Origin of the sequence: Microbacterium keratanolyticum (genome assembly GCF_016907255.1) — a bacterium.
Classification (GTDB): Bacteria; Actinomycetota; Actinomycetes; order Actinomycetales; family Microbacteriaceae; genus Microbacterium; species Microbacterium keratanolyticum.
The window spans coordinates 1,747,741-1,763,179 of sequence record NZ_JAFBBQ010000001.1; the positions used below are offsets into that span (position 1 = coordinate 1,747,741).

12 protein-coding genes are annotated in these 15,439 nt (G+C 67.6%); 9 read left to right on the top strand and 3 right to left on the bottom strand.

Features of this window, described 5'->3' with window-relative positions; all coding sequences use genetic code 11:
* Positions 1 to 2: 2 nt before the first annotated feature.
* Positions 3 to 1,328 (bottom strand): MATE family efflux transporter, encoded by a 1,326-nt coding sequence (locus JOD62_RS08345; protein WP_204938828.1) that lies wholly within the window; start codon positions 1,326 to 1,328, stop codon positions 3 to 5.
* 55 nt (positions 1,329 to 1,383) lie between these two features.
* Here JOD62_RS08345 and JOD62_RS08350 point away from each other — a divergent pair, with 55 nt between their 5' ends.
* The 6 genes from JOD62_RS08350 to JOD62_RS08375 all read left to right on the top strand — a co-directional run bounded on the left by JOD62_RS08350 (position 1,384) and on the right by JOD62_RS08375 (position 8,925).
* On the top strand, positions 1,384 to 3,225 hold the full coding sequence (locus JOD62_RS08350) for a lipase family protein (protein ID WP_204938829.1): 1,842 nt from the start codon (positions 1,384 to 1,386) through the stop codon (positions 3,223 to 3,225).
* A gap of 113 nt (positions 3,226 to 3,338) precedes the next feature.
* A complete protein-coding gene (locus JOD62_RS08355) occupies positions 3,339 to 4,265 on the top strand; it encodes a metal ABC transporter substrate-binding protein (protein ID WP_271171485.1) in 927 nt (308 codons plus the stop codon).
* A complete protein-coding gene (locus JOD62_RS08360; RefSeq protein ID WP_204938830.1) occupies positions 4,262 to 5,002 on the top strand; it encodes a metal ABC transporter ATP-binding protein in 741 nt (246 codons plus the stop codon). Before JOD62_RS08355 ends, JOD62_RS08360 begins: the two co-directional genes overlap by 4 nt.
* A complete protein-coding gene (locus JOD62_RS08365; protein ID WP_204938831.1) occupies positions 4,999 to 5,883 on the top strand; it encodes a metal ABC transporter permease in 885 nt (294 codons plus the stop codon). Before JOD62_RS08360 ends, JOD62_RS08365 begins: the two co-directional genes overlap by 4 nt.
* Positions 5,880 to 7,853: a M13 family metallopeptidase gene (locus JOD62_RS08370; protein ID WP_204938832.1), complete on the top strand. Its 1,974-nt coding sequence runs from the start codon at positions 5,880 to 5,882 to the stop codon at positions 7,851 to 7,853. The genes JOD62_RS08365 and JOD62_RS08370 overlap by 4 nt, the downstream gene beginning before the upstream one ends.
* A gap of 151 nt (positions 7,854 to 8,004) precedes the next feature.
* Positions 8,005 to 8,925, top strand: a complete 921-nt coding sequence (locus JOD62_RS08375; RefSeq protein WP_271171486.1) for a serine hydrolase — start codon at positions 8,005 to 8,007, stop codon at positions 8,923 to 8,925.
* Here JOD62_RS08375 and JOD62_RS08380 read toward each other — a convergent pair.
* Positions 8,922 to 9,425 (bottom strand): MarR family winged helix-turn-helix transcriptional regulator, encoded by a 504-nt coding sequence (locus JOD62_RS08380; protein ID WP_204938834.1) that lies wholly within the window; start codon positions 9,423 to 9,425, stop codon positions 8,922 to 8,924. The two genes, JOD62_RS08375 and JOD62_RS08380, sit on opposite strands and share 4 nt — an antisense overlap.
* Positions 9,426 to 9,522: 97 nt before the next feature.
* Here JOD62_RS08380 and JOD62_RS08385 point away from each other — a divergent pair, with 97 nt between their 5' ends.
* Entirely contained in the window at positions 9,523 to 10,146 is a 624-nt protein-coding gene (locus JOD62_RS08385; RefSeq protein WP_204938835.1) for an NADPH-dependent F420 reductase, read from the top strand.
* A gap of 72 nt (positions 10,147 to 10,218) precedes the next feature.
* Positions 10,219 to 11,436 carry an aminotransferase class V-fold PLP-dependent enzyme gene (locus JOD62_RS08390; RefSeq protein ID WP_204938836.1) on the top strand — a complete coding sequence of 406 codons (1,218 nt, stop codon included), beginning with the start codon at positions 10,219 to 10,221 and terminating at the stop codon, positions 11,434 to 11,436.
* Here the strand turns inward: JOD62_RS08390 and JOD62_RS08395 are convergent.
* A complete protein-coding gene (locus tag JOD62_RS08395; protein WP_204938837.1) occupies positions 11,396 to 13,858 on the bottom strand; it encodes a glucosidase family protein in 2,463 nt (820 codons plus the stop codon). The genes JOD62_RS08390 and JOD62_RS08395 overlap by 41 nt on opposite strands.
* Before the next feature lie 418 nt (positions 13,859 to 14,276).
* On the opposite strand from JOD62_RS08395, the gene JOD62_RS08400 reads away from it, so the two are divergent.
* Positions 14,277 to 15,437 (top strand): ABC transporter substrate-binding protein, encoded by a 1,161-nt coding sequence (locus JOD62_RS08400; RefSeq protein WP_204938838.1) that lies wholly within the window; start codon positions 14,277 to 14,279, stop codon positions 15,435 to 15,437.
* The last annotated feature ends 2 nt before the right edge of the window (positions 15,438 to 15,439 follow it).

Consider the following 15,439-nt stretch of genomic DNA (forward strand, 5'->3'; position numbering starts at 1 on the left):
TCTCAGGCCCCGGCGGTGATCCAGCGCCCCGTGCGGATGCGCGCGCCCAGGGTGATCAGTCGGGCGATCAGGTAGACGCCGAAGAACGCCACGGCGAGCCAGATCAGGCCGACCGTGCCATCGACGCCGGTCGCGGCGACGATCCAGAGCGCGGGCAGGAACGGCACGAGGTTGAGGCCACCGGCGATCGCGAGATAGCGGGCATCGCCCGCGCCGATCAAGACACCGTCCAGGACGAACACGATGCCGGCGATGGGCTGCGCGATCGCGAGCACCAGCATCGCGGGTTGGATGAGGGCGGCCACGGCGGGATCGCCCGTGAAGACGAGACCGATCACCCCCGACAGCGCTGCAAGCAGTCCGCCGACCAGCACGCCGAACCAGGTGCCCCAGGCGACGGTCCGCGCGAGCACATGCTTCGCGTCGTCGACATCGCCGGCGCCCAGGCTCTTGCCGATGAGCGCCTGCGCGGCGATCGCCAGCGCGTCGAGCGCGAACGCCGCCGCCGAGAAGATGGTGAAGACGATCTGCCACCCGGCCAGCTCGTCCGTGCCGATGCCGGTCGCGACGGCGACCGTGGCGAGCAGGGCGATGCGCAGACTGAGCGTGCGCAGGAACATCCAGCCACCCGAGCGTGCCGATCCGCGGATGCCCTCGCGCTGCGCGCGCACCGAGGCGGAGTGTGTGCGGGCCAGGCGGCCCACCACCACGACGTAGGCCGCGACCATGCCCCACTGCGCGAGCACGGTGCCGACCGCGGATCCGGCGATGCCCCAGCCGAGTCCGTAGATGAAGAGAACGTTCAGCGCGGCGTTCGCGGCGAAGCCGAGTCCCGCGATCCACAGCGCCGTCATGGTGTCTTGCATGCCGCGCAGCAGGCCCGTCGCCGCAAAGACGATGAGCATGGCGGGCAAGCCCCACACCGAGATGACGAGGTAGGTGTTCGCCTGCTCGGCGACCGCATCGCTTGCCCCGAACAGGCTCACGAGCCACGGCGACAGCAGTGCACCCGCCGCGGCGAGAACGGCGCCGAGACCGAGGGCGAGCCACATTCCGTCGATACCGACCGAGACGGCATCCCCGGGCTTCCCTGCACCGAACTTGCGCGCGACGGCCGGTGTCGTCGAGTACGCGAGGAAGACCATCAGGCCCACGAAGGTCTGCAGCACGGCGCCCGCGATGCCCAGACCCGCCAGCGGAACCGTGCCCAGATGGCCCACGAGAGCCGCGTCGATCATCAGGAACGCAGGCTCGGCGATGAGCGCTCCGAGTGCCGGGACCGCGAGTCGGACGATCTCGCGGTTGAGCGAGGAGGAGCGAGTGGTCACGCTGACGAGCCTAGACGGGGGCTCGGACACCTGCTGCCGTCGCTAGGCTTGCGCCGTGAACGCCCGATTCCTGCCGCATCACCCCCTTCGGGTGCTGGCGCATGTGATCGCGCGACTTCCGGAGCCCGTCGTGCTGATCATGGCCTCGATCGGTCTCATCGCCGGGGGCTTCCTCCTGGTGCGTCCGACGACATCGCTCGACGTCCTGGTGTCCGTGATCGGAATAGGGCTGATCGCCGCCGGAGGGATGGAGCTCGCGCTGCCCGGCACCCGCCGCGAGGGCAGCCGCGGTGTGCTCTCGATCGGGTGGGTGGTCTCCGGCGTCGCCATGCTCTTCCTGCCCGGATTGACCGTACGCGCGCTCGCCGTGTTCGTGGGGCTGCTGCTGATCGCCCGCGGGGTGGTCGGTCTGATCTCGCCCTGGAGGTCGACGACAGGGGCGCCGCGCCCGATCGATGCGAGGATCGCGTCCGGGCTGCTGGGAGTCGGGGGAATCGTCTTCGGTGTGCTCGCGATCGTGTGGCCGGACATCACCCTGCTCATCGTGGGTGTGCTCTTCGGTGTCGCTCTGATGACTGCGGGCGCCGTCGTGCTGTTGCGCGCCCTGCGTCGGCGTCGCGCTCGCCGGGCTGCGGCGGGGCTGGGCGAGGGACTCGATCCGATCACGCAGCCCGTGCCGCCCGGCGGGGAGTGGGGGAGGAGGTCGCGATGGGTGCGCACGATCGGGGCTGTCCTGGTTGTGGCGATCGCTACGACGGCCGCGGGGCTCACGATCACCCTGCATGATGCGACGACCGTCGCCGACGAGTTCTATGCGCCGCCCCGGGGCGTGCCCGACGAGGCGGGGCAGCTCATTCGCGCCGAGCCGTTCACCCGCGGGGTTCCCGACGGAGCGATCGGCTGGCGAATCCTGTACACCACCTCGCTCGATGATGACGAGCCGACGGTCGCCAGCGGTCTGGTTGTCGTTCCTGATCGGGGTCGCGATCATCCGGTCATCGCCTGGAATCACGGCACGACCGGCTTCGATCGCTCGTGCGCGCCGTCGTTGGCCGAGGAGCCGTTCGAATCAGGAGCGCTGTTCACCCTCGACCGGATCGTAGACCACGGCTGGGCGCTGGTCGCCACCGACTACATCGGGCTCGGCACGCAGGGGCCGCACCCCTATCTGGTGGGCGAGGCGAGTGGCCGCGCGGCGCTGGATGCGGTGCGTGCCGCCCGCCAGCTGGAGGACATCACGCTCAGTGAGAAGACCGTGCTCTGGGGGCACTCGCAGGGCGGAGGGTCGGCGCTGTGGGCGGCCGCGATCACCAAGGACTACGCGCCGGATCTGCCGATCGAGGGCGTTGCGGCGTTCGCGCCGGCGAGCGACCTCATCGGACTCGTCGGAAACCTTCCGAAGGTCACGGGAGGAAGCGTCTTCGCATCCTTCGTCCTGGCCTCGTTCACTGAGATCTACCCCGACATCACGCACAGCGGCTATGTGCGACCCGGTGCCGAGGTGACGGTGCGCGAACTGTCGAAGCGGTGTCTGTCCGGCCCGAGCATGATGGTCATGCTGCTCAACGTCGTCGCGCTCGCCGATGACCCGAACCTGCTGACCAAGGACCCGACCGCGGGGGCGATGGGTGCCCGGCTGCAGCAGAACATCCCGCCGAGCGACATCGATGTGCCGCTGCTGCTCGGACAGGGTGAGGACGACACCCTGATCGAACCGGAGGTGCAGGCGCGATTCGCCTCGCGACTCTGCCGGGCAGGCGTGGACGTCGACTTCCGACGGTATCCGGGGTTGGATCACGTGCCCCTCGTCGAAGACGGCTCGCCGGCCATGCGTGACCTCTTCGCCTGGACGAGCGATCTGCTCGCGGGCGAGGACGTCCGCGTCGACTGCCGCTGAGCGGCCGCCGCGCTCTGAGACGACGTCGCCTTCACGCGGATGCCGATCGCTGCCGTGCCTTGGATGCGTGCGCTCCGGTTGTTTTCGGTGTGCCTAAAGTCTAGGTTTTCGGTATGCCTAAAAATCTTGACTACGGTGTTCGAATCGGAATGAGCGCGCTTGCGCTGTTGTCTTTGGCGGGCTGTGCCGCACGGCCCGCTGAGGCCGTCACAGAGGAACGTCCGGTCGTGCTCACGACCTTCACGGTCCTCGCCGACATCGCGGCGAACGTCGGGGGAGACCACATCCAGGTCGAATCGATCACCAAGGCCGGCGCCGAGATCCACGGCTACGAGCCCACCCCCGGCGACGTCGCCAAGGCCTCGAAGGCCGACCTGATCCTCGACAACGGACTCAACCTGGAGTCATGGTTCGCGCAGTTCGTCGAGGCGGTCGACGTGCCGCACGTGGTCGTCACCGAGGGCATCGATGTGATCGACATCGCCGGCGACGCCTACGCCGGGCTCCCCAACCCGCACGCCTGGATGAGCCCCGCGAACGTCGAGATCTACGTCGAGAACGTGGTCCGCGCCTTCGGCGAGCTCGCCCCCGAGCACGCCGATGACTTCGCGATGAACGCGGAGGCGTACAAGGCCGAGCTGCGCGACATCCGCACCGAATTGACGGATGCGCTATCTGTGCTCCCTCAGAATCAGCGCGCGCTCGTGACCTGCGAGGGGGCATTCTCCTACTTGGCCCGCGATGCCGGGTTGACCGAGGTCTACATCTGGCCCGTGAACGCCGAGCAGCAGGCGACGCCGAAGCAGATGGCCGCCGTGATCGACTTCGTGCGCGCGAACGATGTGCCCGCGGTGTTCTGCGAGTCGACCGTGTCGGACAAGCCGATGCAGCAGGTCGTCTCCGCCACGGATGCGGTGTACGGAGGCGTGCTCTACGTCGACTCCCTCTCCGAGGCGGGCGGACCGGTGCCGACGTATCTCGACCTCATTCGCCACGACGCCGACACCATCGTCGCGGCTCTCACGGGAGGTGCGCGATGACCGCGGCCGTCGAGGTCGCCGACGTCAGCGTCCGCTATGGCGGTGTCGCCGCGCTCGACGGCGTGACGCTCGCGGTCGAGGCGGGACGCGTCACGGGGCTGATCGGCATGAACGGATCCGGCAAGTCGACGCTCTTCAAGAGCATCACGGGCGTCGTCAAGCCGGGGCGTGGCAGCGTGCGCATCGATGGTGCAGCGCCGGCACTCGCGCGCAGACGCGGACTTCTCGGGTATGTGCCGCAGAGCGAGGACGTGGACTGGACGTTTCCGGTCTCGGTGCGCGATGTCGTGATGATGGGGCGCTACGGGCGCCTCGGCGTGCTGCGCTCGCCGCGCGCGCGCGACCGCGCCGCCGTAGACGAGGCGCTTGAGCGGGTCGAACTGAGCGACTTCGCCGAGCGTCAGATCGGGCAGCTGTCGGGTGGGCAGAAGAAGCGCGCCTTCGTCGCACGGGCACTCGCCCAGGACGCGCGAATCCTGCTGCTCGATGAGCCCTTCGCGGGCGTCGACAAGAGATCCGAGGGCACGATCGTGCCGCTGTTGCGCGAACTCGCCGCCGACGGCCGCACTGTGCTCGTGTCCACGCACGACCTGCATGCCCTTCCCGCACTTGCCGACGAGGCGGTGCTCCTGCGTCATCGGGTGCTGTTCCACGGATCGGTGCGCGAGGCGCTGCGACCCGAGCGGCTCGCGCAGGCGTTCGGACTGGACCTTGCCCTTGAGGAGGAGGCGGCATGACCGTGATCGACATTCTCATGGAGCCCCTGCAGTACGAGTTCATGACGCGTGCACTCGTGACGACCGTGATCGCCGCCGTCGTGTGCGCTGTGCTCTCCTGCTGGCTCGTGCTCGTCGGCTGGTCGCTCATGGGAGATGCGGTGTCGCACGCGGTGCTCCCCGGTGTCGTGCTGGCGTATGTCGTGGGGGCGCCTTTCGCGCTCGGTGCGCTCGTCTTCGGCGTGCTCGCGGTCGTGCTGATCGGGGCGATCCGCGGGACGAGCCGGGTCAAGGAGGATGCCGCGATCGGCATCGTCTTCACCACGCTGTTCGCGCTGGGGCTCGTGCTGATCTCGGTCACACCGAGTCAGACCGACCTCAACCACATCATCTTCGGCAATGTGCTCGGTGTGTCGGTGAGCGACATGGTGCAGATCGGGGTGCTCGCGGCGATCGCGTTCGCCGCTCTCCTGATCAAGCGGCGCGACCTCACCCTCTACGCCTTCGACCCCATGCACGCCTTCGCGATCGGGCTGTCCCCCAGGTTCCTCGGCGCGCTCCTCCTCGGGGTGCTCGCACTCACGGCCGTCGTCGCCCTGCAGGTGGTGGGCGTGATCCTCGTCGTCGCGATGCTCATCATCCCGGGCGCCACCGCGTATCTGCTCACCGACCGCTTCGGGCGGATGCTGGTGATCGCCCCGACTGTGTCCGCGCTGTCGTGCGTGGTCGGAATCTACCTGAGCTACTGGATCGACGCCGCGTCGGGCGGACTCATCGTGGTCGTGCAGGGGGCGGTGTTCTTCCTGACGTACCTGTTCAGTCCGCGCCAGGGCGTGATCGGGCGTCGAATCGCTCGGCGACGTGCCTCCATGTCGCAGGCCCCGCATATCCTGGTCGCATGACCGATGCTCTGCCCGCAGGCCTTGCCCTCGATGACCTCAGCTCCGACATCCGCCCCCAGGACGACCTGTACCGGCACGTCAACGGCGCCTGGTTCGCGCGCACCGAGATCCCGGAAGACAAGGCGCGCTGGGGGTCCTTCCACCTGCTCGCCGAGCAGGCCGAGAAAGACGTCCGCGCGATCATCGACGAGTCGCAGACGGCCGAGGCGGGCAGCGAGCAGCGCAAGATCGGCGACCTGTACGCGAGCTTCATGGACACCACGCGCATCGACGAGCTCGGCACGCAGCCGCTCGCCGCGACCCTCGAAGAGATCGACGCAATCTCCTCGGTATCCGAGTTCCTTGCCGCCGTCGGTGCGTACGACCGTGATGGCCGCGCCTCGGTCATCGGACTCTACGTCGACGGCGACCCGGGCAACCCCGAGCGATACCTGCCGATTCTCGTGCAGGCGGGGCTCTCGCTGCCGGATGAGAGCTATTTCCGCCTCGACACGTTCGAGGGCACGCGTGCCGCATACCGCGCGCACCTCGAGCGTCTGCTCGTGCTGGCAGGAGTGGCGGATGCGACGGCGAACGCCGACCGTTCGATCGCCCTTGAGACCGAACTCGCCGGTCACCACTGGGACAACGTGCGCAGCCGTGATGCGGTGGCCACCTACAACCTGAAGACCTGGGACGAGCTGCAGGCGCTCGCCGGCGTCGACCTCACGCCGTGGCGCCAGGCGGTCACGCCGTCGAACCCTGCGGCGTTCGACGAGGTCGTCGTCGCGCAGCCGAGCTTCTTCGAGGGGCTCGGATCCCTCCTCACCGCGGAACGCCTCGACGATTGGAAGGCGTGGCTGCGCGCCAAGGTCGTGCACGCGGCTGCCGCCTATCTCACCGACGATCTCGTGCAGGAGAACTTCTCGTTCTACGGCACCGAGCTCACCGGCGTCCCCAGCATCCGCGAGCGCTGGAAGCGCGGCGTCTCGCTCACCGAGGGCGCACTCGGCGAGGCGATCGGCAAGGTCTACGTCGCCCGGCACTACCCGCCGACGGCGAAGGCCGCCATGGACGAGCTGGTCGCGAACCTCATCGAGGCGTACCGCCAGAGCATCACCGACCTCGAGTGGATGACCGCCGAGACCCGCGAGCGCGCGCTCGCGAAGCTCGACTCCTTCACCCCGAAGATCGGCCACCCGGATGTCTGGCGCGACTACTCGAGCCTCGAGATCGACGCGGCCGACCTCATCGGAAACGTGCGGCGAGCCGCGATCTTCGAACACGACCGCAACATCGATAAGGTGGGCGCGCCGATCGATCGCGCCGAGTGGCACATGCCGCCGCAGATGGTCAATGCCTACTACAACCCGTCGATGAACGAGATCGTGTTCCCGGCGGCGATCCTCCAGTACCCGTTCTTCGACGCCGGGCGTGATGCCGCCGCGAACTACGGCGGCATCGGCGCCGTCATCGGCCACGAGATCGGTCACGGTTTCGATGACCAGGGCAGCCGCTACGACGGTTCCGGAAAGCTCGAGGACTGGTGGACGGATGCCGACCGCGCCGCCTTCGAAGAGCGCACGAGCTCGCTCATCGCCCAGTACGACGCGCTCGTGCCCGAGGGCCTCGACCCCGAGCATCACGTCAACGGCGCTCTCACGATCGGTGAGAACATCGGCGACCTCGGCGGGCTGGGCATCGCGCTGAAGGCCTATGAGCTGTCGCTGGGGGCGGATGCTCCTGCGGAGGGCCCGGTCGTCGAGGGGTACACCGGCGTGCAGCGCCTGCTGCTGTCGTGGGCACAGGTCTGGCAGCAGAAGAGCCGCGACGCCGAGACGTTGCGCCTGCTGACGATCGACCCGCACTCGCCGAACGAGTTCCGCTGCAATCAGATCGTCCGCAACATCGGCGCGTTCTACACGGCGTTCGGTGTCACCGAGAGCGATGAGCTCTGGCTGGCGCCCGAACAGCGCGTAGAGATCTGGTGACCAACAGGGGCGGCTGAGAGCCGCCCCTGTGATCCTGCACTCGTGCAGGGTTACGATGTCCGTGACGTTTGAGGGAACGCGCGTAGCTGTCTCTGCCTGTGGCGTGGGTCCGCAGGTTGCATCCCCTCGACTTTCCGCGGAAGGAACATGCGTGGGCACCTCCTCCGAGCCTTCGCCGTCACGTGTCACGGTGCGGCGGTCGCAGCGCTCGACGCGCCGACTGCCACGCCGTGCGGCGCTGGGGCGCCGCTCGTTCGACACCACGTTGCGCACGCTGGATCGGCTTGCCGCATCCGGTGCGCAGGTGGGTGTGCATGTCGTCGATCTCGACAGCGGCGAGGAGGTGCTCCTCGGTGACGATCACGTGACGCTGCCGATCGCCGGACTGGGCATCGTGCCGCTGTTGATCGAAGTCGCGGCGGGTTTCGCCGACGGAACGCTCGAGCCGTTCGAGATCATCGAGCGCAGCTCGCTCGACCCGGTGACGACCGCGGGAACCTGGCGGCATCTGAAGGCACCGGCCTTGCCGCTGTGCGATCTCGCGGTGCTGGCTGCGGCGACGGGCGACCCCCTGGCGTCCAATGCACTCCTGGAGCGGGTGACGCATGAGAAGGTCCGCGCCCGCATCGAGTCGCTTGGTCTGACGCGGACAGCACTGCTCGACCGTTACCGGGACCAGCGCGGGCCCGATGACGCACCGCGGCTCGCGGTGGGGTCGGCGCGCGAACTGGCACGACTGTTCTCGGAGCTCGTGAACACCCGCGTCGTAGACCCCGCGGTGAGCGCGCAGGTCTCGGAGTGGCTGAGCCTCAACCACGATCTGAGCCTGGTGGCATCGGCGACAGGGCTCGACCCCTTCGCGCACGACAATGATGCGCACGGGGTGCTCTTCGTGAACAAGACGGGCCGCGAAGCGGGCATCCGCGCAGAAGCAGGAGTGCTCGCCGGGCCCCGGGCCGGAATCTCCTATGCGCTGATCGTCGCCTTCGACGATCTGTCGATCATGCACCGCCTGCGCGTGCACGATGCCTTCCGCGTGCTGGGTGTCGAACTCATGGAGTACGCCTTCTAGTCGCCACTTTCGTCGGGTGCCTGATCGGGCATCGGCCCGAAGCGGTGCTGCGGATCGAGTCCTGCGACGATCGGCGCGAGGGTGTCGGCGAGTGTGTTCAGCTGGCTCTCGTCCAGGTGATCGAGGACGAGCCGGTGGACGGTGTCGAAATGTCCGGGTGTCGCGTGCACGAGCCGACGGCGTCCTGCGCCGGTGAGGCGGATCTCCACGCTGCGGCGGTCGGTCGTGTGGTCGGTGCGTTCGACGAGGCCGCGTTCACGCAGGCGTGTGACGACCTTCGAGGTTCGGGGGAGGGTGGCGTTGGTGGCCGCGGCGAGGTCGCTCAGGCGCTGGGGCCCGCGCCGTTGCAGTGTGCTCAGCAGGATGAACTCGTAGTGCGTGAGGGCGTCGTCGCGTTGGAGCTGCGCGTCGAGTGCGACCGGGAGCAGTTCGGCGACGGTGATCAGTGACAACCACGCGCGTGACTGCGCGGGGGTCATGCGGGCGAGCTTCTCGGACATGGATCCATTCTGCCGGGAATAGTTGCCGGTGCAAGTGAGTTGCCACTATTAGTTGCCACGGCAATAAAGACTGAGACTCTCTGAGGAAGGCAAGACAATGACTGCGATCACCGTCATCGGAACAGGAAACATGGGCCAGGCCATCGCCGGCATCGCCGCCAAGGGCGGTGCGTCGGTGCAGATCCTGGGACGCGACCTGGAGAAGGCCGGATCGGCGGCCGCGCCGCTGCGTGCGACCGCTGGAGTCGTGGGGGATCCGATCACCGGCGAGATCGTCATCGCCGCGGTGCCCTACCCGGCGCTCGCAGAACTGGTCGAGACCTACGGTGCGCAGCTCGCCGGAAAGATCGTCGTCGACATCACCAACCCGCTCGACTTCACGACCTTCGACGCGCTGGTCGTTCCCGCAGACTCCTCGGCGGCGGCCGAGCTCGCCGCAGCGCTGCCCGGTGCTCGCGTGATCAAGGCATTCAACACGAACTTCGCCGCGACCCTGGTCGGCGGAGAGCTGGGCGGCGAACCCACCACGGTGCAGCTCGCCGGCGATGATGACGCTGCGAAGAAGCTCCTGGCTGACGTGATCGTCGCTGCCGGACTTCGTGCCGTGGACGCCGGCACGCTGAAGCGAGCGCGCGAGCTCGAAGCTCTCGGCTTCCTGCAGCTCGTTCTCGCTGCCCGTGAGCAGATCGGCTGGACCGGCGGTTTCGCGGTTCGCGCCTGACCTCTCGATGGGATCCGTGATTCGTCATCTCGGGCGTGAACCGAGATGATGGATCGCGGAGAGGGGCGCATCATGGACGAGCGCGCGCGGCGACTGCACACGGTGCTGGGGGATTCGGGCCGCTCGGTGTTCGCGCTCGATCCCGCCGTGCGCCACATCAACCACGGATCCTACGGGGCCTCGCCCCGCGTGACGCTGGAGTATCAGGCGCAGCTGAAGGCCGCGCTCGACGCGAACCCGATGCGCTGGTTCGAGACGTTGCCACCCCGGCATGCCGCGGTTCGCGATGAACTGGCGCAGTTCCTGCGTGTGCCGAGCTCGACGCTCGCCTGGGTGCCCAATGCCAGCGCGGCCTCGACGGTCGTGTTCTCGTCGCTTGAGCTCGATGCCGGTGACGAGGTCATCGTCACGGACCACGCCTACGGCGCCGTCGCGCAGGGCGTCACCCGGCTTGTCGAGCGGCGGGGTGCGCATGTCGTCACCGTCGGGGTTCCTCTTTCGGCGGGCGAGGAGCAGACCCGCGCGCTGATTCTGGATGCCGTGACCCCCCGTACACGTGTCGTCATGCTCGATCAGATCTCGTCAGCCACCGCCCGACGCTTTCCCGTCGACGCCGTGGCCGACGCGCTCGCCGACACCGGCATCCTGCTCGTGATCGACGGCGCCCACGGGCTCGGGCTGCTGGAGGATCCGGTCGTGTCCGGCGACCACGTCGTCTGGTTCGGCAATCTGCACAAGTACGCGTGCGGGCCCCGCGGCGCAGCGGTCCTCGCCGCCCGCGGCGACGTCGCCCAGCGGCTCTGGCCTGCCATCGACTCCTGGGGTGCCGCCGAACCTTTCCCGCAAAGGTTCGACCTGCAGGGATCCCTCGACAGCACGGCGTTCCTGAGCGCTGCTCATGCGATCCGCACGATGGCTACGGCGTTCGGCGGCTGGTCGCCGATCCGCGAGCACTCAGCTGTGCTCGGCCGATACGGTGCGGATCTTCTGATCACGGCGCTTGGGCCGATCAGCGACGACGACCCGGCGATTGATGTGGGGATGCCTGTCGCGCAGCAGCCGCTCGTCCGGCTGCCGCGCGGCGCCGCCCACGATGGCCGCTCGGCCCGATCCCTCAAGGATGCCTTCGCGGAAGACGGATTCGAGGTGGGTGTGTCGACCTTCGGTGGGCGCGGCTATGTGCGCATCTCAGCGCACGCCTACAGCGAGGCCGAAGACTTCGAGGCCTTCGCTGAACGCGCGCCGCGAATCATCGCCGATACCGTCGCAGCGCACTCGCCAGCACGCTGAAACCTTCGATCAGCTGGCCCTCGTAGCCACTCGGGGTTCCATCGGCCATCCGCCAGTCGCGCCCGGATCCGAGTCCTCCGAACGACGTGTCGTCGGCGATGGTCGTTGCGAGCCCTTCGAGCACGAGGTCGGCGTGCACGGTCATGCCGACGCGGTCAAACGCATCGACGATGACGCGCGCCCCGTGGTGGGAGTAACCGCCCTGCTGGTAGGAGCCAAGCGGGAGGCCGAAGATCACGCCACCGATGTCGCTCTCGGGGATACGCCAGAGGTTGAGCGGGATCCCGTTTCGGAAATCGGTGAGCGCGGTGGCGTCCCACGCATGCACGAGGCTCCCCATCACGGAACGCGCCTGCTCCTCCGAGAGCAGATCGGTGGCGCAGGCGGCGCCGTTCACGACGGAGTATCCGTGATCGTGCAGAGCGCCGTCACGCGAGCGCCATCCGGCGATGAGTCCGGTCTCGGGGTTCAGGAAGGTCGGCAGATAAGCCTCGCGCAGGCGCAGCCGGGCGGTGTCGATGCGCGCGGCCAGATCGGTCTCGCCGAGAGCTCGGAGTTCCGGCTCCCACAGCTGCCACAGCTCGTACGTCACCGCGTTCGCCCAGGCATCCTTCCAACCGAACGAGATGACATCGGCCCACGCGGTGCTCCACTGATGCTCCCCGGAGTTGCCGAGGCGGAGCGTGGACTCGACGAGTCCGTCGCCGTCGACGTCGCGGGCCAGCATCCCCTCGAGCTCCCGGTGAAGCGCTGCGCGATTGCGCCGGAACCAGTCATGCCCCTCGGGGGCGTGGCGGACGAACCGTGCCGCGGCGACGAGCGTGTTCGCGGCCATGTGCACGTACTCGTCCTCGAGTCGGTGGGTGCCGTGGGAGGTGGCGCCGCTGCCGTAGCTAGGTGCGCCGTCGAGCCAGCGCTGTAGGGAGTCGCCGACCCACTGCAGTGGGGTGAGGCCCGGCGCGGCATCGAGCTGCACGGCGATCGCCGACACATCGGCGAGCGAGGTCGTGCAGTGCATGGAGGCGCCGTTGTTCGAGTAGGTCGCCGTATCGGGGCGGAACGAGAGCGCGGTGAGCGTGTGTCGCTCGAGCATCCGGCGCACCGCGGGGGACGCCTGTGTGTCGAGTTCGGCGAGTTGGGGTGTGCGCACCTGCATCTCGACCTCGGCGGTGTAACTGCCCGCAGGGAGGAGATAGTCGCCGAACTCGGTAGGGCGCTCGCCGAGTTTCAGTTCGAGAGTGTTCGTGTCGAGCGGGCGCACGGAGTCGCTGCGCCAGAGCGCATCGCCGCTCGCGTGGACCGACAGCGTGCCGTGACGCGGGAAGTGCCACGAGATTGGTCCGTTGAGCAGTCCGGTCTCGCCGGTGAAGGTCGGGGCGCCCAAGACCTCGGACGGCGTCACGCGATTGTCGGTCGCGACATGCCATGCCGAGCTCGTCCATGCGCGTCGATTCTGTGCGGATGACCTCGTCGCGCGGAGCGAGATTCGGTCGACGTGCACCGTGAACTCAAGAATATAGCTCTGATCAGCGATTTCGCTTTCGAGTTCGTAGCGCACACGATTGTTCACCACGGATGCAGAACCGCGGTATTCCGTGTGAAGGAACCCCAGGGGGATCATGCCGGTGATGTCGGTGAATCGCGGCCCCTGTGCCAGGTACTCGGCGTTCTGGTCGCGGAGCACCGGATAGACACCCGAGGGATAGACCCCGCTGCGCACGATGTCCATCGAGCGCGGCATCTGGAGGAGGTTCCGATCTGTGCGGCCTTCGCCATCGGCGTCGAGGCCGAGGTGTGACCACGCCGGTGAGATCAGGCGAAAGCCGAGCTCGAGGTGCGAAGTGCGAAAACGCACCTCGGTCTGCGTCGCCGTCGCGGTGATCCCCGGCGGCAGCTCATCGAGCGTGACGGCGTCGACCCGCAGGTGACCCTCGGCGCGCGCCTCCCATTCGGTGTCGATCCGCCCCTGAACCTCGATCCCCGTGGTTACGAGATTCCACCCCGGCCACCACTCATCCGTGGCCGCCCGGCGGGCCTGTGCGACGAGGGCCGTGGTCTCCACCCCGTCGAGTTCGATGCTTGCGCCGTTCGCGAGGATATCGCCCGCAAGCCCCGAGATCCTGCCGATCTCGCGCCATTCCTGCCCCTCCGGAATGAAGAGGCCGAGGTCGAGTACGGCGTCTCTCTCCTGACCGCTCGCGCACTTGTGATAGCCCGCCGCGGCGCCGATCGAGACGCGTTCGATTCGGGCCGGACGATCGGCGAAGAGCGCGCGACTGTGGATGATGCGACGGGCCGGGGCGGTTGCCTCGTCCTGTGCGGGAGTGGTCCAGAGTGAACGCGTGTGCAGGCGTGTTGTCGCGGCCGGCGAGAGCTCCCACGCCGGTGTGGCGAGCGGGTGGGTGAAGAGATTGGGGGTCAACGTTGAGCCCTTCTGTGCGGTCTGATGAGGGAAGTGCTTCCGTCTGGGTGACGACAATAGCCCGCCGGATGCTCGGTGGCACAGCGCGAATCGTCGTGACGTGTCGAGGAGAGCAATGTTCGCTGGCGCATTGACCGGTGCGCGGGGGCTGGCATATAGTTCACGAAGAAGGTGCGAAATCGATTGTGCAAACCCGAATCGATCACCGAACACCTTCACGCCCGGCGCGGTCCTTCGAGATTGAAGGGGCGACGCAAGCGTCTCAACGAAGAGAACGGAATCAATCGTGGTGACACAGCGAGGTCGCAAGGGTCTTTCCCTTGCAGCGGTAGGAGTCGTTGCCGCACTGTCACTTTCTGCATGTGCAGGTGGCGGTGCTCCCGCAGCGGAGGAATCACAGGGGCCGGTCGAGCTCCGCATGTCGTGGTGGGGATCTGACGCCCGCCACGAGGTGACCAACGAAGTGCTGGACCTGTTCGAGGAGAAGAATCCCGGGATCACCGTCGTCCGCGACTTCGGTGGATTCGACGGGTACCTCGACAAGATCACGACGCAGTATACCGGCGGAAACTCGCCCGACGTGGTCCAGCTGTACAACGAGGTGTTGCGCGAGTTCGCCTCGCGTGGCCAGACCGCCGACCTCAACACGGCGATCGAAGGCGGAGAGCTCTCGCTCGACGGGTGGCCGGACGACCTCGTCGAGACGAACACGATCGACGGACAGCTCAGCGCCCTTCCCTTCGGACTCAGCACGCACGCGTTCATCTTCGACGAGGCGCGTTCGGCAGAGCTCGGCGTCGAAGTGCCGGCCGAGGACTACTCGTGGGATGACCTCAAGGAGTACGCCACGGCGATCTCCACCGCATCCGGCGGCGCTCTCTACGGAGTCACCGACCTCTCGCACAGTTACCAGGTGTTCGAGGTCTGGGCGAAGCAGAACAAGGAGGAGTTCCTCACCGCCGAGGGTATTGGCTTCACCGCAGACACGCTCGTCGACTACTGGGACTACTGGGCGGACATGCGCGCTGCCAAGGCCGCCACCCCGCCCGACGTCACCTCGGAGTATGCCTCGCCCTACGACGCCGTCATCCAGGGCACGGCTGCTTCCACGTTCCTCTTCGCCAATCAGTACGCGGGCGTCGTCTCGAACTCGGGAAACCCGCTTGCACTCTTGCGTATGCCGGGCGAGGCAAAGAACCCGGGACAGTACCTGCGCACGGCGATGAACCTGCTCGTCTCGAGCCAGTCGAAGCACCCCGCCGAGGCCGCACTGCTGGTGAACTTCCTGCTCAACGATCCTGAGGCGAACGCGATTCTCGGTATCGAACGCGGTGTTCCCGCCAACGGCAACGTCGTCAAGGCCGCGACCGAGAACGTCGATGAGAACAATGCCAAGGCGATCGCGCTCATCGAGAGCGTGCGCGAGCACGGTGCCGCCGCACCTGTTCCTGCGCCGACCGGCTCCGGAACCGTCAACACCCTGTTCACGGAGTTCGCGCAGCAGGTTCAGTTTGGTTCGCTTTCGTCCAAGGATGCTGCAGATCAGTTCATCGCCCAGGCGAAGAGCGAACTCGGCTAGGA